This is a genomic window from Knoellia sp. B-D-2 (genome assembly GCF_057714695.1).
Map to the genome: position 1 here is coordinate 382,296 of NZ_CM173189.1, position 20,631 is coordinate 402,926.

19 protein-coding genes are annotated in these 20,631 nt (G+C 71.8%); 6 read left to right on the forward strand and 13 right to left on the reverse strand.

Annotation, left to right across the window (positions count from 1 at the left end):
* Nucleotides 1-164 precede the first annotated feature (164 nt).
* From AC3EU2_RS01825 to AC3EU2_RS01845, 5 genes are all read right to left on the reverse strand, one after another.
* A complete protein-coding gene (locus AC3EU2_RS01825; protein WP_488178040.1) occupies nt 165-1,262 on the reverse strand; it encodes a branched-chain amino acid aminotransferase in 1,098 nt (365 codons plus the stop codon).
* Between the two features lie 49 nt (nt 1,263-1,311).
* Nucleotides 1,312-2,376, reverse strand: a complete 1,065-nt coding sequence (locus AC3EU2_RS01830) for a 3-isopropylmalate dehydrogenase (protein ID WP_488178041.1) — start codon at nt 2,374-2,376, stop codon at nt 1,312-1,314.
* 527 nt (nt 2,377-2,903) lie between these two features.
* The gene (locus tag AC3EU2_RS01835; RefSeq protein ID WP_488178042.1) at nt 2,904-3,293 is read right to left on the reverse strand and encodes an HU family DNA-binding protein; all 390 of its coding nucleotides are present in this window, start codon (nt 3,291-3,293) and stop codon (nt 2,904-2,906) included.
* A gap of 45 nt (nt 3,294-3,338) precedes the next feature.
* Nucleotides 3,339-4,925 carry a phosphoglycerate dehydrogenase gene (gene serA, locus AC3EU2_RS01840; RefSeq protein ID WP_488178043.1) on the reverse strand — a complete coding sequence of 529 codons (1,587 nt, stop codon included), beginning with the start codon at nt 4,923-4,925 and terminating at the stop codon, nt 3,339-3,341.
* A gap of 118 nt (nt 4,926-5,043) precedes the next feature.
* The gene (locus AC3EU2_RS01845; protein WP_488178044.1) at nt 5,044-5,394 is read right to left on the reverse strand and encodes a hypothetical protein; all 351 of its coding nucleotides are present in this window, start codon (nt 5,392-5,394) and stop codon (nt 5,044-5,046) included.
* A gap of 63 nt (nt 5,395-5,457) precedes the next feature.
* Here AC3EU2_RS01845 and AC3EU2_RS01850 point away from each other — a divergent pair, with 63 nt between their 5' ends.
* The 3 genes from AC3EU2_RS01850 (at nt 5,458) to AC3EU2_RS01860 (ending at nt 7,254) form a co-directional block, all read left to right on the forward strand.
* The gene (locus tag AC3EU2_RS01850; protein WP_488178045.1) at nt 5,458-6,240 is read left to right on the forward strand and encodes an SDR family oxidoreductase; all 783 of its coding nucleotides are present in this window, start codon (nt 5,458-5,460) and stop codon (nt 6,238-6,240) included.
* Nucleotides 6,237-6,725 carry a hypothetical protein gene (locus tag AC3EU2_RS01855; protein WP_488178046.1) on the forward strand — a complete coding sequence of 163 codons (489 nt, stop codon included), beginning with the start codon at nt 6,237-6,239 and terminating at the stop codon, nt 6,723-6,725. The genes AC3EU2_RS01850 and AC3EU2_RS01855 overlap by 4 nt, the downstream gene beginning before the upstream one ends.
* A gap of 172 nt (nt 6,726-6,897) precedes the next feature.
* Nucleotides 6,898-7,254: a hypothetical protein gene (locus AC3EU2_RS01860; protein ID WP_488178047.1), complete on the forward strand. Its 357-nt coding sequence runs from the start codon at nt 6,898-6,900 to the stop codon at nt 7,252-7,254.
* A 107-nt stretch (nt 7,255-7,361) separates the two neighbouring features.
* Here AC3EU2_RS01860 and ilvC read toward each other — a convergent pair whose 3' ends face one another.
* From ilvC to AC3EU2_RS01885, 5 genes are all read right to left on the reverse strand, one after another.
* A complete protein-coding gene (gene ilvC / locus AC3EU2_RS01865; protein WP_488178048.1) occupies nt 7,362-8,393 on the reverse strand; it encodes a ketol-acid reductoisomerase in 1,032 nt (343 codons plus the stop codon).
* A 54-nt stretch (nt 8,394-8,447) separates the two neighbouring features.
* Nucleotides 8,448-8,960: an acetolactate synthase small subunit gene (gene ilvN, locus AC3EU2_RS01870; RefSeq protein ID WP_488178049.1), complete on the reverse strand. Its 513-nt coding sequence runs from the start codon at nt 8,958-8,960 to the stop codon at nt 8,448-8,450.
* Nucleotides 8,960-10,786: an acetolactate synthase large subunit gene (locus AC3EU2_RS01875; protein WP_488178050.1), complete on the reverse strand. Its 1,827-nt coding sequence runs from the start codon at nt 10,784-10,786 to the stop codon at nt 8,960-8,962. The genes ilvN and AC3EU2_RS01875 overlap by 1 nt, the downstream gene beginning before the upstream one ends.
* 236 nt (nt 10,787-11,022) lie before the next feature.
* The gene (gene ilvD, locus AC3EU2_RS01880; protein WP_488178051.1) at nt 11,023-12,723 is read right to left on the reverse strand and encodes a dihydroxy-acid dehydratase; all 1,701 of its coding nucleotides are present in this window, start codon (nt 12,721-12,723) and stop codon (nt 11,023-11,025) included.
* A 43-nt stretch (nt 12,724-12,766) separates the two neighbouring features.
* Complete coding sequence (locus AC3EU2_RS01885; protein ID WP_488178052.1) at nt 12,767-14,854, reverse strand: MMPL family transporter; 2,088 nt, start codon at nt 14,852-14,854, stop codon at nt 12,767-12,769.
* Nucleotides 14,855-14,981: 127 nt separating this feature from the next.
* Here AC3EU2_RS01885 and AC3EU2_RS01890 point away from each other — a divergent pair, with 127 nt between their 5' ends.
* Entirely contained in the window at nt 14,982-15,425 is a 444-nt protein-coding gene (locus AC3EU2_RS01890; protein WP_488178053.1) for a MarR family winged helix-turn-helix transcriptional regulator, read from the forward strand.
* Between the two features lie 34 nt (nt 15,426-15,459).
* Here the strand turns inward: AC3EU2_RS01890 and AC3EU2_RS01895 are convergent, their stop codons facing one another.
* Together AC3EU2_RS01895 and AC3EU2_RS01900 are read right to left on the reverse strand one after the other, a co-directional pair.
* A complete protein-coding gene (locus tag AC3EU2_RS01895; protein ID WP_488178054.1) occupies nt 15,460-15,990 on the reverse strand; it encodes a SixA phosphatase family protein in 531 nt (176 codons plus the stop codon).
* Nucleotides 15,991-16,021: 31 nt separating this feature from the next.
* A complete protein-coding gene (locus tag AC3EU2_RS01900; protein ID WP_488178056.1) occupies nt 16,022-16,951 on the reverse strand; it encodes a 2-hydroxyacid dehydrogenase in 930 nt (309 codons plus the stop codon).
* 105 nt (nt 16,952-17,056) lie between these two features.
* Here AC3EU2_RS01900 and AC3EU2_RS01905 point away from each other — a divergent pair, with 105 nt between their 5' ends.
* Both AC3EU2_RS01905 and AC3EU2_RS01910 read left to right on the forward strand, forming a co-directional pair.
* On the forward strand, nt 17,057-18,241 hold the full coding sequence (locus tag AC3EU2_RS01905) for a PQQ-dependent sugar dehydrogenase (RefSeq protein ID WP_488178057.1): 1,185 nt from the start codon (nt 17,057-17,059) through the stop codon (nt 18,239-18,241).
* Nucleotides 18,242-18,349: 108 nt separating this feature from the next.
* Nucleotides 18,350-18,985 carry a DUF937 domain-containing protein gene (locus tag AC3EU2_RS01910; protein ID WP_488178058.1) on the forward strand — a complete coding sequence of 212 codons (636 nt, stop codon included), beginning with the start codon at nt 18,350-18,352 and terminating at the stop codon, nt 18,983-18,985.
* Nucleotides 18,986-19,106: 121 nt separating this feature from the next.
* On the opposite strand, the gene gatB is transcribed toward AC3EU2_RS01910, so the two are convergent.
* Entirely contained in the window at nt 19,107-20,630 is a 1,524-nt protein-coding gene (gene gatB / locus AC3EU2_RS01915) for an Asp-tRNA(Asn)/Glu-tRNA(Gln) amidotransferase subunit GatB (protein WP_488178059.1), read from the reverse strand.
* Nucleotide 20,631: the final 1 nt, after the last annotated feature.

The following is a 20,631-nucleotide window of genomic DNA, read 5'->3' on the forward strand; positions in this document are numbered from 1 at the left end:
AAAGGTCTGTTCCCGAACCCTCTGGCTCGGGAAGTTCGCTGGGAGACAGAGAACACCCCCGGACCACCCGGCGTCAATGGTTCGGCCCTGCACCATTCAGGGCCGTTGAGCGACGGCGCGGCCGGGTCTCGACGGCAGGACGGCTGCTGCGGGGTGGTCAGGCGTCAGACGAGGCGGGTCATCCAGCCGCGCGTGTCCTCGGCGCGGCCGTACTGGATGTCGAGAAGCTTGGAGCGGATCGCCCGGGTGACCTCGCCACCCTCGGGCCCACCGACCGCCGGGGCGGTGCCACCCTCCCAGCGCAGCTCGCCCACGGGCGTGACGACCGCAGCCGTGCCGCAGGCGAAGATCTCGACGATGTCGCCCGAGGCGACGCCGTCCTTCCACTCCTGGATCGGCACCTTGCGCTCGACCGGCGTGAGGTCGAGGTCCTTGGCGAGCTCGAGGATGGAGCTGCGCGTGATGCCCTCGAGGATCGACCCGGACAGCTCCGGAGTGACGAGCTCACCGCCCTTGGTGAGAAAGAAGAGGTTCATGCCGCCGAGCTCCTCGATGAGCTCGTGGGTGCCCGAGTCGAGGAAGACCGCCTGGTCACAGCCGTGCTCGATGCCCTCGAGCTGCCCGGCGAGCGACGACGCGTAGTTGCCACCGCACTTGGCGTTCCCGGTCCCGCCCGCCCCGGCGCGCGCGTAGTCCTGCGAGATCCAGAGCGTCACCGGCTTGAGGCCACCGGGGAAGTAGGGGCCGGCGGGCGACGCGATGACGGAGTAGGTGACGACGTTGGCCGGGCGCACACCGAGGAAGGCCTCCGAGGCGTACATGAACGGGCGGAGGTAGAGGCTGGCCTCGCTGCCGTCGGCCGGCGGCACCCAGGCCTCGTCAACCTCGAGCAGGGCCTTGAGCGAGCCGATGAAGTCGGCCTCGGACAGCTCGGGCAGAGCCAGCCGCCGGGCACTGCGGGCCATGCGCGCCGCGTTGGCCTCGGGCCGGAACGTCCACACCGAGCCGTCCGCGTGGCGGTAGGCCTTCATGCCCTCGAAGATCTCCTGCGCGTAGTGCAGGACGGCCGCGCTCGGCATGAGCTGGATCGGGCCGTAGGGCACGACCTTCCCGTCCTGCCAGCCACCGTCCTTGGTCCACGTCGCCGTGACCATGTGGTCGGTGAAGTGGACGCCGAACCCGGGGTTGGCGTGGATCTCGGCCCGGCGCTCGTCGCTCACCGGGTCCTCCCGGCGCAGGGTCGTGAACGAGAGGTCGGTCATGAGCGGGTCCTTCCACGCAAGGGGGGCTTCGGTGCGGCCGGCTCCGAGCCTATGACAGGCGCGCGGCGACGGCGTCACCGATGGCGCTCGTCGTGCGGGAGGCGCTGCCGCGCTGCGCCAGGTCGGCCGCGACCGCCGCCTCGACCCGGGCCGCCTCGTCGGTGCGACCGAGGTGCTCGAGGAGCATCGCGACGGAGAGGATCGTCGCCGTCGGGTCGGCGACGCCCTGCCCGGCGATGTCCGGGGCCGAGCCGTGGACCGGCTCGAACATGCTCGGCGACTCCCCCGTCGGGTTGATGTTCCCGCTCGCGGCGAGGCCGATGCCGCCGGCGATGGCCGCCGCGATGTCGGTGATGATGTCGCCGAAGAGGTTGTCCGTGACGATGACGTCGAACCGGCCGGGGTCGGTGGCGAGGAAGATCGTCGCCGCGTCGACGTGCTGGTAGGCCGTCTCGACGTCGGGGAACTCGGTCCCGACCTCCTCGACCGTGCGCCGCCACAGGTGGCCGGCGTGGGTGAGGACGTTGTGCTTGTGGACGAGCGTGAGGTGGCGGCGGGGGCGCGCCTGGGCGCGGGCGAAGGCCTCACGCACGACGCGCTCGACGCCGAAGCGGGTGTTGACGCTGACCTCGGTGGCGATCTCGTGGGGGGTGCCGGTGCGCAGCGAGCCGCCGTTGCCGACGTAGGGGCCCTCGGTGCCCTCGCGGACGACGACGAAGTCGATGCCGTCCGGGGCGACCCGCTCGACGGCGAGCGGGCTCTCGACGCCCGGGTAGAGCTTCGCGGGGCGGAGGTTGACGAAGTGGTCGAGGGCGAAGCGCAGCGGCAGGAGGATGCCGCGCTCGAGGACACCGCTCGGGACGCTGGGGTCGCCGATGGCGCCGAGCAGGATGACGTCGTGGCCGCGGAGCTCATCGAGGACGCTCTGCGGCAGCGTCTCGCCGGTCGCGTTCCAGCGAGTCGCGCCGAGGTCGTATGCCGTCGAGCTCACCTTCGTGCCGCTCCCGGCGGTCACCGCCTCGAGGACCTTGAGGCCCTCGGCGACGACCTCGGGTCCGATGCCGTCCCCGGCGATGACGGCAAGGTCGATGTCCGCTGCGCTGCGATCGCTCATGGCCCCACTTTAGGAAGCCATCTCGACAGGCGGGATCGCGTGCTCACCATGCGGGCATGCGAAAGGCCCCCGTCCGAGTGTCCGGGGGCCTCTTCACGGGCTGACCGAGGTCAGCCGTGGGTCAGGCTTAGTTCATCTCCTGATCAGGCGTCCGTGTGGTCCTGGTCGCGCAGGTCCATCGACTCCTGCAGGGCCTGGCGGGCCTGCTTGGCTTCTTCGCTCATGAAACTCAGTCCTTCGACATCTCGTGGGTACGGGGTGGGTCGGCCGGCTCGAGCCCGGGGGTGAGGGCGAACCGGTCAGCGGCCATCACGGGGTCTCCGCGACGAGGGAGCTGACTACCGGACCTCGCCGCGGCTGGCGATGAGACGTACCTGCCGCTGCATGTGTCGAGGTTATGAGGACGTCCTACTATCCGGAAGGTACTGACCACAGCGTGAGACGCGGTCTCATCGAGCGTCCCCGGACGCACGGATGCCGCGCTCCCACCGAGGTGGTCTCGCGGCATCCGTGACGGGACTGCTGGGTCAGCTCTTGGCGAGCTTGCGCTTGAGCTCCGCGCCCGGCTTGAACGCCGCCGAGGTGCTGGCCGCGATGTCGAGCGACTCACCCGTCTGCGGGTTGCGGCCCGTGCGAGCAGCGCGCTCGCGCGTCTCGAAGATGCCGAAGCCGGGCAGCGAAACCTTGTCGCCGGCAACGAGTGCGTCGGTGATGGCACCGAGCACGGCGTCGATGGCGCGGTCGGCCTCGGCCGCGCTGACGTCGGCGCTCTCGGCGACCTTGTTCTTGAGATCCGTACGGTTCACAAATCCTCCTGGGACGTGTCTGTCTGAGGAACAACGAGTATCACGGACGGCGAGCCACCCGAAACCGACGCGCGACACGCACCCCGCGGCCCGGCTCTGGTGGGCGGGCACACGGCATACGGTCCGGCGGTCAGCGACCCTGTGGCACAGGGCCGCTCACTGCGCGAGGTCGACCACGCGGACGTCCGCCTCGACCTCGGAGGCAATCGCGTGCACGACGGCGGTCGGGATCTCGTTGTCGACCGTGAGGGCGACGAGGGCGAGCCCGGCGGCGTCGTCACGAGCCACCTGCATGCCGCCGATGTTGACGTCGGCCTCACCCAGGAGCCGCCCGATGACGCCGACGACACCCGGGCGGTCCTTGTAGGAGAAGAAGGCCATGTGGTCGCTGAGGGGGACCTCGATGTCGAAGCCGTTGACGCCGATGAGCTTCTGGACCAGCTTAGGTCCGGTGAGCGTTCCGGCGACGGACACGGTGGTCCCGTCGGCGAGCGTCCCGCGCAGCGTCGTGACGTTGCGGAAGTCCTCCGAGACGGCGTCGGTGAGCAGGCGCACCTCGCAGCCGCGCTCCTTGGCGAGCAGCGGCGCGTTGACGTAGGTCACCGGATCCGAGGTGACGTCGGTGAAGATGCCCTTGAGGGCGGCGAGCTCCCAGATCGACACGTCGTGCGCGGTGATCTCGCCGCGGACGTCGACGTCGAGCTGCACCGGGACCGAGCCGGCGACACCGGTGAAGATGCGACCGAGCTTCTCGACGAGGTCGATCCCGGGGCGGACCTCCTCGGCGACGGCGCCGCCGGAGACGTTGACGGCGTCCGGGACGAGGTCGCCACTGAGCGCGAGCCGGACCGACTTCGCGACGGCGACGCCGGCCTTCTCCTGGGCCTCGTCCGTGGAGGCGCCGAGGTGCGGCGTGACGACGACCGACTCGTGCTCGAACAGGGGGCTCTCGGTCGTCGGCTCGGTCGCGAAGACGTCGATGCCTGCGCCGGCGACCCGGCCGTCACGCAGGGCCTGCGCGAGGGCGTCCTCGTCGACGATGCCGCCGCGGGCCGCGTTGATGATGCGCACGGTCGGCTTGACCTTGGAGAGCGCCTCGGTCCCGATGAGACCGAGGGTCTCGGGTGACTTCGGCAGGTGCACCGTGATGAAGTCGGACTCGGCCAGGAGCTCGTCGAGGCTCACGAGGCGGGCACCGAGCTGGCCCGCGCGCTGCGCCGAGACGTACGGGTCGTAGGCGAGGATCTCGACGCCGAAGCCCTTGAGCCGCTCGGCGACGAGCTGGCCGATGCGGCCGAAGCCGACGACGCCGACCTTCTTGTCGAGCAGCTCGACGCCGCCGTACTTGCTGCGCTTCCACGCGCCACCCTTGAGGGCCTGGTTGGCCGGGGCGATGTTGCGGGCGGTGGCGAGGAGCAGGCCGACGGCGAGCTCGGCGGCGCTGGTGATGTTGGAGGTCGGGGCGTTGACGACCATGACGCCGGCCTGGGTGGCGGCGGGGACGTCGACGTTGTCGAGGCCGACCCCGGCGCGCGCGATGACCTTGAGGTTCTTGGCGGCGGCGATGGCCTCGGCATCCATCTTGGTCGCCGAGCGGATGAGCACCGCGTCGACGTCGGCGAGCGCCGGCAGGAGCTGGGACCGGTCGGCGCCGTCGACGGTGCGGACCTCGAAGTCCGGCCCGAGGGCGTCGATCGTGGCGGGCGAGAGTTCTTCGGCGATGAGGACGACGGGTCTGGTCACGTGCGATTTCCTTCGGCGGGACGCGGATGGGCGAATTGCACGGCGTTGTGCGCAGGCGAGTCTACGGCCGGTGCCCAGAATGTGGATGGTCCGGCCCGGCATACGGACCTGCCACGGCTCAGCCGCCGAGGACGACCTGCCACACGGCGACGCCCACGACGGTCTGCAGCGCCGCCCAGCACGCGGACACCGGTGTGAGGACCGCGAGGAAGCGCGCCAAGGCGATCCGGGCGGCACCGTTGGCCACCTGGGTGGCCCCGGCGAGCCCGTAGACCGGGTACGTGACGAGCACGGAGCGGGCTCCGAACCGGCGCACGCGCTCCTGCGCCGCGGCGACGCGTCCGTCCGGTGCGGCTCGCGAGGTCGCGACCCGCCCGATCGCGTAGTAGCCGAGGCCACGCACGACACCCAGCGCGAACAGGCCGGCCCACAGCAGCCCGGCGGGCCAGGTCGCCATCGTGTCGGTCACACCTGAGGATAGGCGCGCCCGGAGGTGCTCGACGCCCCGGATCGGCGCTGGGACACTGCGGACATGCGCATCGTCGTGACCGGCGGATCCGGTGACCTGGGGGCCCGGGTGGTCAGGCTGCTGGGCGGGCGCGGCCACGAGGCGATGGCCGCGAGCCGACGCACCGGGGTCGACCTCTCGACGGGCGAGGGCCTCGACGCCGTCCTCGAGGGCGCAGCGGCCGTGGTCCACGCGGCGACGTCCCAGACCCGGCCGGCGAGAGTCGACGTCGCCGGCGCGCGGCGCATCGGTGAGTCGCTGCGCCGGCTCGGCTCCGATTCCCACGTGGTGTCGATCTCGATCGTCGGGTGCGACCGGGTGCCCTACGCCTACTACCGGGCCAAGGTCGACTCCGAGCGAGCCCTGGAGTCCGCCGGGGTGGCAGCGACCGTGGTGCGCGTGACGCAGTTCCACTCGCTGGCCGCGTTCATCGGCGCGGCGGGTCGGGTCGGTCCCCTCGCCTTCGCCATCGGTGACATGCGGATCCAGCCGGTGGACATCGACTGGGTCGCACAGCGGCTCTGCGACCATGCCACCGGACCTGCTCCGAGCGGCTTCCGGCGCGCGCGCGACCTCGCCGGCCCGACGGCATACACGGCCCGTGAGGTGGCCGAACGCCTCGCGGCGCACGACGGACGGGACGTGCCGCGCGTCGTCCGCGTCCCGCCGTTCCTGCCGGTGCTCAGGGGCTTCTCCGAGGGCGCGATCCTGCCGGACCCGGGCGCGGAGACCGGTGGTCGCACGTTCGAGGAGTGGCTCACCACCCAACCGACCCCGCTCCCCCGGCGCTTCCACTCGCCGACATGAGCGACGACCACGTCCTCGCACCGGGGACGGCGCCGACACCGTTCTCCGCCAGCGAGATCCGCGAGGGGTGCCCCGCCGGACGCACGGTCGTCGTGCGGGTCGAGGACGCCGACGGTGTGCGGCACCGGATGAGCCGGTTCGCGGCGGTGACGACCGAGGGCGCGACCTACGAGCGCGCGGACTGCGACGCGCAGGGGGTGGTCGACGGCGCCGTCGACTCCATGCCCGTCACGTGGCTGGACCTCCAGCGGCACGCGTCGTTCCCCGCAGCGGCCACGACCAACGACGAGGTCGCGCTGGACTTCGGACTCGGGGTCGAGGCGTGCCTGCGCTACGTCGTCCGGGACGGCGGTGACGTGACGACCTTCTGGTTCTCACGCCGACGACCGGGTATGCCGGTCAAGGTCACCTCCCAGCGTGGCGACCGGGTGCTCAGCACCTCGGTCGTGGTGTCCGACCTCGTCGACGGGTCCTCGAGCGTCTGAGCGCATCGGGCCGTGATACCCCACTGATACCGACGGGCCGAGTCGGCTCAGGCACCGGTACCGGCCTGACACCGGCGGCTCCTTCACTGTCATCGAGGCCCTCCGCAGGGGATGGGCCGACCGCAGGACCCGAGGAGCTCGGGGGCGGTCACGACACAGAGAGGAGGCCGTCATGGCCCCCAGCACCACCCTCCGCACCAGCACCTCGCACCGACGGGCAGCCGGAGTCCTCGCGACGGCAGCCCTCGCGAGCCTGCTCACCGTCACCCCGGCCTTCGCCCGGCCCTACCCCGGGGAGCCGATCCCCGCCGCCGGTGCCCCGCAGCCCCGTCCCGACGGCTCGACCCTCCAGTACTCTTCGCCGTCCTCGGGCAGCCAGAACCATCGAGCTGCCGTCGCGACGGTCGACGACGACGCCGTCGAGTACCTCCAGCTCGCGCTGGGCGCCCTCGCAGGCATGGCGGCCATCGGTGCCGTCGTCACGGCCGCCTCCACCCGTCGCCGCGGGGAAGCCCACACCGCCGCGTGACCCCTCGAGGCGAGCGGACGGCATACGCCTCAGGACCCTCGCGCACGCACCCGGCACAACGCCCCCCACGGACGGGTCCGTGGGGGGCGTTCGTTCGCGCGGCCGGCTCAGCGCGCGGCGGAACCCTCGACGTAGTCGCTGTCGGTGTCGGTCTTGACCCAGGCCATGAGCTTGCGCAGGTCCTTGCCCGTGGCCTCGATCGGGTGCTGGGAACCCTTCTCGCGCAGGGCCTTGAACTCAGGCGCGCCGGCGTCCTGGTCGTCGATGAAGCGCTTGGCGAACGCACCGTTCTTGATGTCGGCGAGGACGGCCTGCATGTTCTCCTTGACCGACGGGTCGATGACGCGGGGGCCGGAGACGTAGTCGCCGTACTCGGCCGTGTCGGAGACCGACCAGCGCTGCTTGGCGATGCCGCCCTCGACCATGAGGTCGACGATGAGCTTGAGCTCGTGCAGGACCTCGAAATAGGCGATCTCGGGCTGGTAGCCGGCCTCGGTGAGGGTCTCGAAGCCGTACTGCACGAGCTGGCTGGCGCCACCGCACAGCACCGCCTGCTCACCGAACAGGTCGGTCTCGCACTCCTCGGTGAAGGTCGTCCGGATGCCGCCGGCGCGCAGGCCGCCGATGGCCTTGGCGTACGACTTCGCGAGGTCCCAGGCCGTGCCCGACGGGTCCTGCTCGACGGCGAGCAGCACGGGGACCCCACGGCCGTCGACGTACTCGCGGCGGACGAGGTGTCCGGGCCCCTTGGGGGCGACCATGAGGACGTCGGACCCGGCCTCGGGCTGGATGTAGTCGAAGCGGATGTTGAAGCCGTGCCCGAAGAGCAGCGCCGCGCCCTCCTTGAGGTTCGGCTTGATGTGGTCGGCGTAGACCGTGCGCTGCACCTGGTCGGGCGTGAGGATGACGACGAGGTCGGCCTCCGCGGTGGCCTCGGCCACGGTCCGGACGGTCAGGCCCTCGGCCTCGGCCTTCGCGCGGCTCTTGCTGCCCTCGGCGAGACCGACGCGGACGTCGACCCCGCTGTCGCGCAGGTTGAGGGCGTGGGCGTGGCCCTGGCTGCCGTATCCGATGACGGCGACCTTGCGCCCCTGGATGATCGACAGGTCCGCGTCGTCGTCGTAGAACATTTCAGCCATGGTGTCGCTCTTCTCCTTGTGTGCGTGTGTGTGCCGGGTGCGTGCGTGTGGTGGTCAGGCTCCGCGCAGCGCGCGGTCGGTGATGGAGCGGGGGCCGCGCCCGATGGCGACGATGCCCGACTGGACGAGCTCGCGCACGCCGTAGGGCTCGAGGACCCCGAGCAGGGCGGTGAGCTTCTCGCCGGGGCCGGTGGCCTCGATGGTCACCGACTCGGTGGCGACGTCGACGACCTTGGCGCGGAAGAGCTGGACGAGCTCGAGGACCTGGCTGCGCGTCGCCGCGTCGGCCCGGACCTTGATGAGCATGACCTGCCGCTGCACGGCCGAGGCCGCGTCGAGCTCGACGACCTTGAGCACCTCGACGAGCTTGTTCAGCTGCTTGGTCACCTGTTCGAGCGGCAGGTCCTCGACGTCGACGACAACCGTGATGCGGGAGATCTCGACGTGCTCGGTCTCCCCCACCGCGAGCGAGTGGATGTTGAAGCCGCGTCGGGCGAACAGGCCGGCGATGCGGGCGAGGACGCCGGGCTTGTTCTCGACGAGCACCGAGAGCGTGTGCTGCGACATCAGCTGCTCACCTCCTCTTCGCGGTCCCACTGGGGTGCGGTGTCCTTGGCTACCTGGATCGCGTCGTTGCTCACGCCGGCCGGCACCATCGGCCACACCATCGCGTCACGGTGCACGACGAAGTCGACGACGACCGGTCGGTCGTTGATCGCCATCGCCTGCCGGATCGTGTCGTCCACGTCCTCCGGTCTCTCGCACCGGAGCCCGGCGCACCCGTAGGCGTCGGCAAGCTTGACGAAGTCGGGGATCCGGGTGCCCTCGTGGGATGTGTGGAGGTCGGTGTTGGAGTAGCGCTCGTTGTAGAAGAGCGACTGCCACTGGCGGACCATGCCGAGGCTGCTGTTGTTGATGACGGCGACCTTGATCGGGATGTTGTTGATCACGCAGGTCGCGAGCTCCTGGTTGGTCATCTGGAAGCACCCGTCGCCGTCGATCGCCCACACGGTGCGCTCGGGCTCGCCGACCTGGGCACCCATGGCGGCCGGGACGGCATACCCCATGGTTCCGAGGCCACCGGAGTTGAGCCAGGCGCGGGGACGCTCGTACTGGACGAACTGGGCCGCCCACATCTGGTGCTGGCCGACCCCGGCGACGTAGACCGCCTCGGGCCCGACGATCGCACTGAGCCGCTCGATGACGTACTGCGGGGCGAGGGTGCCGCCCTCAGAGGAGGCGTAGCCCAAGGGGAAGTCGCGCTTCCAGCCCTGGGTGCGCTCGCGCCACTGCGCGTAGTCGCCGGCGCGGCCCGCGTCGATGTCGGCGTCGACCGACTGGATGAGGTCGACGAGGACGTCCTTGCACGACCCGACGATCGGGACGTCGGCCTTGCGGTTCTTGGAGATCTCGGCGGGGTCGATGTCGGCGTGGATCACCTTGGCCTCGGGGGCGAACGTCGACAGCTGGCCGGTGACGCGGTCGTCGAAGCGGGCGCCGAGGGTGATGAGGAGGTCGGCCTTCTGGAGGGCGGTGACCGCGGCGACCGAGCCGTGCATGCCCGGCATGCCGAGGTGCAGCTCATGGCTGTCGGGCAGCGCGCCACGGGCCATGAGCGTGGTGACGACGGGGATCCGGGTGAGCTCGACGAACTGGCGCAGCTCCTCGCAGGCGTCGGCGCGGATGACGCCGCCGCCGACGTAGAGAACGGGGCGCTCGGACGCGGCGATGAGCCTGGACGCCTCGCGGATCTGCTTCGTGTGCGGCCGGGTGACGGGATGGTAGCCGGGAAGGTCGATCCGCGGCGGCCACGCGAAGGTCGTCTTCGCCTGCAGGGCGTCCTTGCTGATGTCGACGAGGACCGGGCCGGGCCGGCCGGTCGCGGCGATGTGGAAGGCCTCGGCGATGACCCGCGGGATCTGCGCCGCGTCCGTGACGAGGTAGTTGTGCTTGGTGATCGGCATCGTGATGCCGCGGATGTCGGCCTCCTGGAAGGCATCCGTGCCGATCGAGGCGCTCGCGACCTGGCCGGTGATGGCCACGATCGGGACCGAGTCCATGTGGGCGTCGGCGAGGGCCGTGACGAGGTTGGTCGCGCCGGGGCCGGAGGTCGCCATGCAGACGCCGACCCGGCCGGTCGCGCTGGCGTAGCCCTCCGCCGCGTGCCCGGCACCCTGCTCGTGGCGGACGAGGATGTGTCGCACCTTGACCGAGTCGAGGAGCGGGTCGTAGGCGGGGAGGATCGCGCCCCCGGGGATGCCGAAGACGGTGTCGACGTCCATGGACTCGAGCGAGAGGACGAGGCTCTGGGCTCCGGTCACCTCGATCGGCGCCTTGGCTCGGGCCTGCTCGGCGAGCCGCGCCGGGGTCGGCGCTGCCTGGGTCTCGCTCACGTCGTCACCATCTCTGCGTCGTCATGGGTGTCGCGGGTTGTTCGTGGCCACAAAAAAACCCTCCCGTCCCCGGGTGGGGACGATGGAGGGAGGCGCCTGGCCGACCGTCTCAGGCCGGGCCGGGCGCCACGGGAAGTACGAGGATGCGGGCCACGGGACGACTCTCCCGCGCCGCCCCTGCCGTGTCAACGTGTGAGACACCACATCCCACCATTCGGTCACCTTCGGGGCGGGCGTCAGTCGCAGACCGCGCCCTTGCTCGCCGAGCCGACGAGCTTGCGGTACTTGGCGAGGACGCCTCTCGTGTACTTCGGCTCGGGGTGGGTGACGCCCTCGGCGCGACGACGGTCCAGCTCGGCGTCGTCGACGAGGAGGTCGAGCGTGCCGTTCGCGACGTCGAGGCGTATGCCGTCCCCGTCACGGACGAAGGCGATGGGTCCCTCGTCGACCGCCTCGGGCGCGACGTGGCCGACGCACAGGCCGGTGGTGCCACCGGAGAAGCGGCCGTCGGTGAGGAGCAGGACGTCCTTGCCGAGACCCGCACCCTTGATGGCGCCGGTGACTGCGAGCATCTCGCGCATGCCGGGCCCGCCCTTGGGACCCTCGTAGCGGATGACGACGACGTCCTGCGGCTGGAGCCGCCCCTTCTCGACGGCGTCCATCGCGGCGCGCTCACCGTCGAAGACGCGGGCGGTGCCCTCGAAGACGTCGGTGTCGAAGCCGGCCGACTTCACGACGGCGCCCTCGGGGGCGAGCGAGCCCTGGAGGATCGTCAGGCCGCCGGTCTTGTGGATCGGCTCGGACATGGCGCGCACGACGTGGCCGTCGGGGTCGGGCGGGCGGATGTCGGCGAGGTTCTCGGCGACGGTGCGGCCGGTGACGGTGAGGCAGTCGCCGTGGAGGAGGTCGGCGTCGAGCAGCGCCTTCATGACGACGGGCACCCCCCCGACCCGGTCGATGTCGGTCATGACGAACTGCCCGAACGGCTTGACGTCGGCGAGGTGCGGCACCCGGGCCCCGATGCGCTGGAAGTCACCGATGGTGAGGTCGACCTCCGCCTCGTGGGCGATCGCGAGGAGGTGGAGCACGGCGTTGGTCGAGCCTCCGAAGGCCATGACGACGGCGATGGCGTTCTCGAAGGCCTCCTTCGTCATGATCTGGCGGGCGGTGATGCCGCGTCGCAGGAGCTCGACCACGGCCTCACCGGACTTGCGGGCGAAGCCGTCGCGGCGACGGTCGGTGGCGGGCGGCGCGGCGGAGCCGGGCAGCGACATGCCCATCGCCTCGGCGACCGAGGCCATCGTGTTCGCGGTGTACATACCGCCGCAGGCGCCCTCGCCCGGACAGATCGCGCGCTCGATGGCGTCGACGTCCTCGCGCGACATCTTCCCGGCGGCGCACGCGCCCACGGCCTCGAACGCGTCGATGATCGTCACGGTCCGCTCGGACCCGTCGGAGAGCTTGGCGATCCCGGGAAGGATCGTCCCGGCATACAGGAACACGGAGGCGAGGTCGAGGCGGGCCGCGGCCATGAGCATGCCGGGCAGGCTCTTGTCGCACCCGGCGAGGAGCACGGAGGCGTCGAGGCGCTCGGCGTTCATCACCGTCTCCACCGAGTCGGCGATGATCTCGCGCGAGACGAGCGAGAAGTGCATGCCCTCGTGACCCATCGAGATGCCGTCGGAGACCGAGATGGTGCCGAACTCGAGGGGGTAGCCACCGCCGGCGTGCACACCGTCCTTGACCGCCTTGGCGAGGCGGTCGAGGGAGAGGTTGCAGGGGGTGATCTCGTTCCACGAGCTCGCGACGCCGATCTGGGGCTTGACCCAGTCGTCGTCGCCCATCCCGACGGCTCGCAGCATGCCCCGGGCCGCGGACTTCTCGAGGCCGTCGGTGACGTCGCGGCTGCGGGGCTTGATGTCGGGGGCGTCGCTCATGCGCCAACTCTAGGACGGGCGTCCATGGGCTGGGACGCCGATCTCATCTCTGAGCTGCGACCAGCTCCGGCTCCGGATCGGCCGCGCCACGGGGGGCGCGATCCGACCGGTCGGGTCCACCGACGCGACGTGGCCACCAGAACCGGTCGCCGAGGACGAGGGCGATGGCCGGCACGAGGACGGTGCGCACGACGAGGGTGTCGAGCAGGACGCCGACGCAGATGATGACGCCGAGCTGCGCGAGGACGACGAGCGGGAGCACACCGAGCACCGCGAACACCGCGGCGAGCAGGATGCCCGCGCTCGTGATGACGCCACCGGTGGCCGAGAGGGCACGGAGCATGCCCTCCCTGGCACCGTGACCGCGAGCCTCCTCCGCCGCCCGGGTGACGAGGAAGATGTTGTAGTCCACACCGAGCGCCACGAGGAAGACGAAGGCCAGCAGCGGCACCCCGTCGTCGAGCCGGTCGAAGCCGAGCACCTGGGTGAACAGCACCCACGAGAGCCCCAGGCTCGACAGGTAGGTCGCGACGACGGTGGAGACGAGGATGAGCGGCGCGACCACCGACCGGAGCAGCAGCCCGAGGGCGACGAGGACGAGCCCTAGGATCAGCGGGAAGATGAGGAACCGGTCGCGGGTGGACGCCTCGGCCGCGTCGAGAGCCTCGGCCTCCGTTCCGCCGACGTGCGTGTCAGGGGTGTCGGCGACGGCGGCCCGGATCGCCGTCACGGCGTCTGCGGCCTCGTCGGAGCCCGGCTCGGCGTCGAGCACGGCCTGGATCTCGCTCACGCCACCGGCGCTCGCCACCTCCCGGGTCGAGGAGACCCCGTCGACGCCGGACACCGTGGAGCTGAGCGCAGCCGGGTCGGTGCCGCGCGAGACGACGGTCGTGGGGTCGGCCGACCCGGCGGGGAAGGACTCCGCCAGGCGCTCCCCGGCGGAGATCGCCTCGGGCTTGCTGAGGAACTGGTCGGCCCCGTCGAGCCCGGTGCGGATCTGGGTCATGCCGGTCGCGGCGAGGGCGAGCAGCGCGACGGTGACCGTCGCGAAGACGGCAGGACGCCCGGCGACCGTGTCGCCGATCCGCCGCCACAGGGACTTCGAGTCGGCCAGGCTGGCCTGCCCCTCCAGGGGCACCTTGGGCCAGAAGATCCAGCGACCGAAGACGACGAGGGCGGCCGGCAGCACGATGAGCACGAAGGCGGCGGCGACGACGACACCGACCGCGCAGGCGAGCCCGAGCCCCCGCGTCGTCGGGAAGGCGGACAGGAGCAGGGTCAGCAGGCCGATGACGACGGTCGAGGCGCTGGAGAGGACGGCCTCCGCCGTGCGCGTGAGCGCCTTGGCCATCGCGGCGCGGCGGTCGGCGTGCACGCGCAGCTCGTCGCGATAGCGCGAGATGAGCAGGAGCGCGTAGTCGGTCCCGGCACCGAAGACGAGCACCGAGAGGATGCCGATGGTCGACTCGTCCCACTGGACGTCGAAGGCGGCGAGGGTTCGGGTGGCGAGCACGGCCGCGAGCTGGTCGGCCACGCCGACCACGGTGAGCGGGACGAGCCAGAGCACGGGGCTGCGATAGGTGATGATGAGGAGGAGGGCGACGACGCCCGCCGTGGCGCCGAGGAGACGGAAGTTGGCGCCGTCGAACACCGCGGCCAGGTCGGCCTGGATCGCGGCCGGCCCGGTGACCTGGGCGACGAGCCCGTCGGGCAGGTCCGCCTTGGCAGCCGTGCGCAGCTCGGCCACGACGTCCGCGGTCTGGGTGGCATCGTTGGCGACGACCGGCACGAACACCGTCGCCGCGGTGCCGTCCTCGGCGACCACCGGCGGCGCCCCGGTCACCCCCGGCAGGGTGCGCGCCCGCTCCTCGACGAACGCGAGCGCGTCGGCGCCCAGCGGCTCGTCGCTGCTGTAGAGCACCAGGGCCGCGGAGCCCTCGGCCTCGGGAAGCTCGGCGCTCAGCTCGGCCGCCGCCCTGCTGTCGGAGTCCAGCGGGAGCGAGGCGGTGGCCGTCGGGCCCAGCTCGGCCTGGCCGACCACACCGATGGTGGCGCCCGCGGCGAGCAGGGCGAAGAGGGCGAGCAGCCCGGCGACCCACCGCCGGGTGATGAGGCGAGCGAGGCTGGCCATGCGGGCACTCCTTGGTAGTGTTGATCGGTGGGTGATTCACCAAGTGACTAAGTAGGTGAGTGATATTACGGAATCCCGGCAGGTTCACGCAAACCGTGCGCCGCGCTCCGCGGTCGAGCCGACGACGGTGACCTCCGTCGTCCCCGCGTACCGACAGTCCTCGTCGCTCGACGCCCTCCAGGAGCTCGTCGACCTCGCGGCGCAGGTGCCGCACGACGTGGCCCGCAGGGCGGGGCTCTCGGTCTCTGAGCTGCACTCCCTGCGCCACCTCGTCGCCTCCCCCATGGGACCGGTCGAGCTCGCCAAGGCGCTCGGGGTGACGTCCGCGGCCTCCTCGGGGGTCGTGGACCGGCTCGTCGCCCGCGGCCACGCCGAGCGCCGGCCCCACGCCGCTGACGGCCGCCGGACCGAGGTGGTCGTCACCGAGTCGGGTCGCCGCGAGGTGTTCACGCTGCTCGCGCCGATGTTCGCCAAGCTGGCCGAGATCGACGGCTCGCTCGACCACGACGGTCGGGCGGTCGTCGAGCGCTACCTGCGTGGCGCCATCGAGGCGATGCGCGCCGTCACCTGACCGGGACGCGCGACGACACGCGACGTGACGCGAGTCAGCCGTCCGCGCGGGCGACGTGGAAGCGGTCGAGCCGGGCCACCCCGGGCGCGAGGTCGCTCCAGTGGCCCGAGAAGCGCAGCACCGCCACCCCCGCCGTCGGGAAGCCCCGGCTCATGAGGTCGTGGGCCTGCTCGCTGCCGTCCCCCTCCGCGAGCATCGAGGCGAGAGCGGGGATGCCGGGAGCGTGCCCGACGACCATGACGACGTTCGCGTCGGAGTCGGCCTCGCGGGCGATGTCGAGCAGCCGCTCGGCAGAGGCGTTGTAGATCCGGTGGTCGTGGTGGATGTCGGCCTCGGAGCATCCCGCGCTCCACACGTCCTCGCAGGTCTGTTGCGCCCGGGCCGCCGTCGAGCAGAGCACCTCGTCCACGCCGATGCCGTGCGCGGTCAGCCACGTCCCGGCGGCCCGGGCGTCACGGTGACCCCGGGAGGTCAGCTCTCGATCGTGGTCCGCCTCGGCACCGCCCTGCTCGGCCTTGGCATGGCGCACGAGCACGAGCGTCCGGTCCTCGGCAGCAACGGTCATGGCTCGATCTTGCTCCTGCCGGGTCCCGTTGTCAGGTCTTGACAATCGGCCTGACGAGGTGGCGCGGTTCCTCTCCGGCGGCCACGCGGGACAGCTGCCCGCGCAGCAGGGCCGACATGCGCGGCAGGAGCGCCGTCGTGTTGCCGCCGGCGTGCGGCGTGATGAGGACGTCCGGAGCGCCCCAGAGCGGGTGGCCGTCGGGCAGCGGCTCCGGGTCGGTGACGTCGAGGGCGAGCCGGAGGCGCCCCGCGTGACGCACCAGGGCGTCGGTGTCCGCGACCGGGCCGCGGGCGACGTTGACGAGCAGCGCGCCGTCGGGCATGGCCGACAGGAAGGCGTCGTCGACGAGGTGACGTGTCGCCGCCGTGAGGGGGGTGATGACGATGACGACGTCGTGCACGGGCAGCAGCTCCGCCAGGTCGTCGACCGAGCGCACCGGCCCGACGAGGTCGTCACCGACGCGGGCCCGCGAGGCGACGGCGGTGAGGGACACCTCGAAGTGGCCGAGTCGTCGCGCGATCGCCGACCCGACCGATCCGTACCCGACGATGAGCACCCGCCGGTCGGCGAGCGAGGGGCGCTGTCCGAGCGGCGCCCACCGCCGCTCGTCACCGGACCGCACCGCGTCGGGGATGCCGCGCAGTGACGCGATCACCATCCCGACCGCGAGCTCGGCGGTCGCCGCGTCGTAGACCCCGGCCGCGTTCGCCACGGCGACGTCCTCCGGCACGACCTCGAGCACGCCGTCGAAGCCCGCCGACTGGAGCTGCACGAGGCGGCAGCCGTCCAGCTGCTGCACCGCCGCGAGGGCCTCGGCGGCGCCGAGGTAGGGAGCGACGACGACCTCGATCCGCGGGTCGGGCTCCGCCTCACCGGCGGGGTCCCACAGGACGCTCTCGACGCCCGGGACCTCTCCGACGGCGTCGCGAAGGGCAGGGTCCGGGAAGGAGACGACGAGCATGTCCCGACCCTAGGCGACCCTGCCGGAGCCCCGGCAGTCGACGGCCAAGCTGTGAGTCTCCCCCTTCGCCGTGGCCATCGCCCTGCCTTCGGGAGACGATCGGGTATGCCGTCCCGTCCCCTGCCGCTGCCCGCCCTCCTCGCGCTCGGACTGTCGTTCGCCGTCGCCGCATGCTCGGGCTCGCCCGACGAGGACCCCACACCGTCGGCCGCCACGACGTCGTCGGCGCCCGCGTCCCCCACGGCGTCCGGCTCGGCGTCCGCCTCGGGGTCGGCCTCGGGGTCGCCCTCGGGCTCGCCGACCGCGAGCCCCCCGGTCCCGGCCGGCCCGCCCTCGGACGTCGTCACCGGACTGGATGTGCCGTGGTCCATCGCGTTCCTGCCCGACGGCGACGCCCTCGTCACCCTGCGCGACGAGGCCGAGGTCGTGCGCGTCACACCCGAGGGACGGCGCAGCACCGTCGGCGAGGTCGACGGCGTCGACGCCGGTGGGGAGGGCGGTCTGCTCGGCGTCGCGGTCTCCCCGTCCTTCGCGACCGACCGGGTGGTGCACCTCTACTTCACCGCGGACCGCGACAACCGCGTGGTCCGGACGACCCTCGACGCCTACGGGTTCGGCGAGATGGCACCGGTGCTCACCGGCATACCCAAGGCGGGAAACCACAACGGCGGCCGGATCGCGTGGGGACCGGACGGTTTCCTCTACGTCGGCACGGGCGACGCCGCCCAGCCCGAGCGTGCGCAGGACCGTGGCAACCTCGGCGGCAAGATCTTGCGGGTGACGGCCGACGGGAAGGCTGCTCGCGGCAACCCGTTCGGCGCGAGCCCGGTGTGGAGCCTCGGGCACCGCAACGTCCAGGGACTCGCGTGGGGCGGCGACGGCACGATGTACGCGAGCGAGTTCGGGCAGAACACGTGGGACGAGCTCAACGTCATCACCCCCGGGGGCAACTACGGCTGGCCGGAGGCCGAGGGGACCGACGACAGCAGCGACGAGTTCGTGGCGCCCATCGCCCAGTGGGCGACGTCCGACGCGTCCCCGAGCGGCATCGCCGTCGGTGCCGACGGCGCCGTGTACCTCGCGGCCCTTCGCGGCGAGTCCCTGTGGAAGGTCGGCGTCGACGGTCCGCGGCGCCAGGGGGAGCCGGTCCGGCTGTTCCGGGAGCGGTACGGCCGGGTGCGCGACGTGGTCGCCGCCCCCGACGGCACCCTGTGGATCCTGTCGAACAACACCTTCCGGGGAGACCCGCGCGCCGGCGACGACCGGGTCGTGCGGGTGCCGGTGGGCTGAGGCCGACCGGGCCCCTCCCCGTTAGCCACCGGCCGGCGGCCACCGTGAGTACGTTGAGGACAGCGGTGGCCGCGAGGGCCCACCGACCTGACGAGAGGTGGCCCCACGATGGCTGCGATCGACGACATCCTCCAGAGCCTGCCCATCGACCAGCTCGCGCGGCAGGTCGGCGCCGACCCGCAGGAGGTGCAGCAGGCCGCCCAGGCGGCGCTGCCGGCCCTGCTCGGCGGCCTGCACGCCAACGCCCAGGACCCGGGTGGTGCGAGCTCGATCGTCGAGGCGCTCGGACAGCACGACGACGACCTCCTCGAGGGCGGCGTCGACCTCGGACAGGTCGACGAGAACGACGGCCAGAAGATCGCCTCGAACATCTTCGGCCCGAACGAGGACCAGGTGTACTCGGCCCTCGGCGGCAGCGGCGTCGGCGGCGGTCTCGTCAAGCGGCTCATCCCCATCCTCGCGCCGATCGTCCTGTCCTACCTCGCCAACAAGGTGCTCAGGGGCGGCGGGGGCGGCCTCGGGGGCGGCACGACCCAGCAGGCCCCGGCGCCCACCGGCGGGGGCAGCCAGGGTGGGCCCGGGTCGCTCGACTCGATGCTCCAGGACGTCCTCGGCGGCGCCCTCGGGGGCGGCACGGCATCGCGGATTCCGGCTCCGGAGCAGACCCGCCAGGAGACCCAGCAGTCCAGTGGAGGCTCCATCCTCGACGTCCTCGGCGGCCTCCTCGGCGGCGGCCGCCGCTGACCCCACCCGGGCCCCCCGACTTATTGCGCATTCCGGCCCTACGCACCGACTTGTTGCGCATTCCGTTGTACGGAATGCGCAACAAGTCGGTGTCGCGGGGCCGGAATGCGCAATAAGTCGGTCAGGGGGTGAGCTTGGCGAGGATGAGCTCGCGGGCCTTGCCGGCGTCGGCCTGGCCCTTCATCGCCTTCATCACCTGACCGATGAGGGCGCCGGCGGCCTGGACCTTGCCGTCGCGCACCTTCTGGGCGACGTCGCCGTTGGCGGCGATGACCGCGTCGACGGCGGCCTCGAGGGCGGAGTCGTCCTGGACGAGCGCGAGCCCACGAGCGTCGGCGACGGCGGTCGGGGTGCCCTCGCCGTCGAGGACCCCCTCGAGGACCTGGCGCGCCATCGAGTCGTTGAGCCGACCGGACGTCACGAGCGACTCGAGCTCGACGACCTGGGCCGGCGTGATCGCGTGCTCGGCGGCGTACGTGGACACGTCGACCGCGGCGGCGTTCGCGCGGCGGGCGATCTCGCCCGACCACCACTTGCGGGCGCCAGCCGGGGTGGCACCGGCCTCGACGGTCTCGCCGATGAGCTCGAGCAGCCCGGCGTTGATGACGTCACGCATCTCGAGGTCGGCGAAGCCCCAGTCGGACTGGAGTCGCTTGCGGCGCTGCGCGGGCGGCTCCGGCAGGGTCGCGCGCAGGGCCTCCACGGTCTCGCGCGTGGGCGCGACGGGCACGAGGTCCGGCTCCGGGAAGTACCGGTAGTCGTCGGCGTCGGACTTCTCGCGCCCCGACGTCGTCACCCCGGTGTCCTCGTGCCAGTGACGCGTCTCCTGGACCACCTTGCCGCCGCCGTCGAGGATCGCGCCGTGACGGCACATCTCGTAGCGGACGGCCCGCTCGACCGAGCGGAGCGAGTTGACGTTCTTGGTTTCCGAGCGGGTGCCGAGCTCCTGGGTGCCCTTGGGCATGAGCGAGAGGTTGACGTCGCAGCGCATCGAGCCCTGCTCCATCTTGACGTCCGAGACGTCCAGCGCCTTGAGCAGGTCGCGCAGGGCGGCGACGTAGGCGCGGGCGATCTCGGGCGCGCGCTCCCCCGCACCGCGCAGCGGCTTGGTGACGATCTCGATGAGGGGGATGCCGGCACGGTTGTAGTCGACGAGCGAGTGCGTCGCGCCGTGGATGCGCCCGGTCGAGCCACCGACGTGCAGCGACTTGCCGGTGTCCTCCTCCATGTGGGCGCGCTCGATCTCGACGCGGTACGTCGTGCCGTCGTCGAGATCGACCTCGAGGAAGCCCTCGAACGCGATGGGCTCGTCGTACTGCGAGGTCTGGAAGTTCTTCGGCATGTCCGGGTAGAAGTAGTTCTTCCGGGCGAAGCGGCACCACTGCGCGATCTCGCAGTTGAGCGCGAGGCCGATGCGGATCGCCGACTCGACCGCCTTCTCGTTGACGACCGGCAGCGCACCGGGCAGGCCCAGGCACACCGGGCAGACCTGCGAGTTGGGCTCCGCGCCGAACTCGGTCGCGCACCCGCAGAACATCTTCGTCAGGGTGCCGAGCTCGACGTGCACCTCGAGGCCCATGACCGGGTCGTAGCGCTCGAGCACCTCGTCGTAGGAGATGACCGCGTCGGTCGTGGTGGCGCTCATC

Coding starts and splice junctions, on each gene's coding strand:
- AC3EU2_RS01825 (WP_488178040.1), bottom strand. CDS start 1,262: ATGACCGACCTCTCGTTCACGACCCTGCGCCGGGAGGACCCGGTGAGC.
- AC3EU2_RS01830 (WP_488178041.1), bottom strand. CDS start 2,376: ATGAGCGATCGCAGCGCAGCGGACATCGACCTTGCCGTCATCGCCGGG.
- AC3EU2_RS01850 (WP_488178045.1), top strand. CDS start 5,458: ATGCGCATCGTCGTGACCGGCGGATCCGGTGACCTGGGGGCCCGGGTG.
- AC3EU2_RS01855 (WP_488178046.1), top strand. CDS start 6,237: ATGAGCGACGACCACGTCCTCGCACCGGGGACGGCGCCGACACCGTTC.
- AC3EU2_RS01860 (WP_488178047.1), top strand. CDS start 6,898: ATGGCCCCCAGCACCACCCTCCGCACCAGCACCTCGCACCGACGGGCA.
- ilvC (WP_488178048.1), bottom strand. CDS start 8,393: ATGGCTGAAATGTTCTACGACGACGACGCGGACCTGTCGATCATCCAG.
- ilvN (WP_488178049.1), bottom strand. CDS start 8,960: ATGTCGCAGCACACGCTCTCGGTGCTCGTCGAGAACAAGCCCGGCGTC.
- ilvD (WP_488178051.1), bottom strand. CDS start 12,723: ATGAGCGACGCCCCCGACATCAAGCCCCGCAGCCGCGACGTCACCGAC.
- AC3EU2_RS01885 (WP_488178052.1), bottom strand. CDS start 14,854: ATGGCCAGCCTCGCTCGCCTCATCACCCGGCGGTGGGTCGCCGGGCTG.
- AC3EU2_RS01895 (WP_488178054.1), bottom strand. CDS start 15,990: ATGACCGTTGCTGCCGAGGACCGGACGCTCGTGCTCGTGCGCCATGCC.
- AC3EU2_RS01900 (WP_488178056.1), bottom strand. CDS start 16,951: ATGCTCGTCGTCTCCTTCCCGGACCCTGCCCTTCGCGACGCCGTCGGA.
- AC3EU2_RS01905 (WP_488178057.1), top strand. CDS start 17,057: ATGCCGTCCCGTCCCCTGCCGCTGCCCGCCCTCCTCGCGCTCGGACTG.
- AC3EU2_RS01910 (WP_488178058.1), top strand. CDS start 18,350: ATGGCTGCGATCGACGACATCCTCCAGAGCCTGCCCATCGACCAGCTC.
- gatB (WP_488178059.1), bottom strand. CDS start 20,630: ATGAGCGCCACCACGACCGACGCGGTCATCTCCTACGACGAGGTGCTC.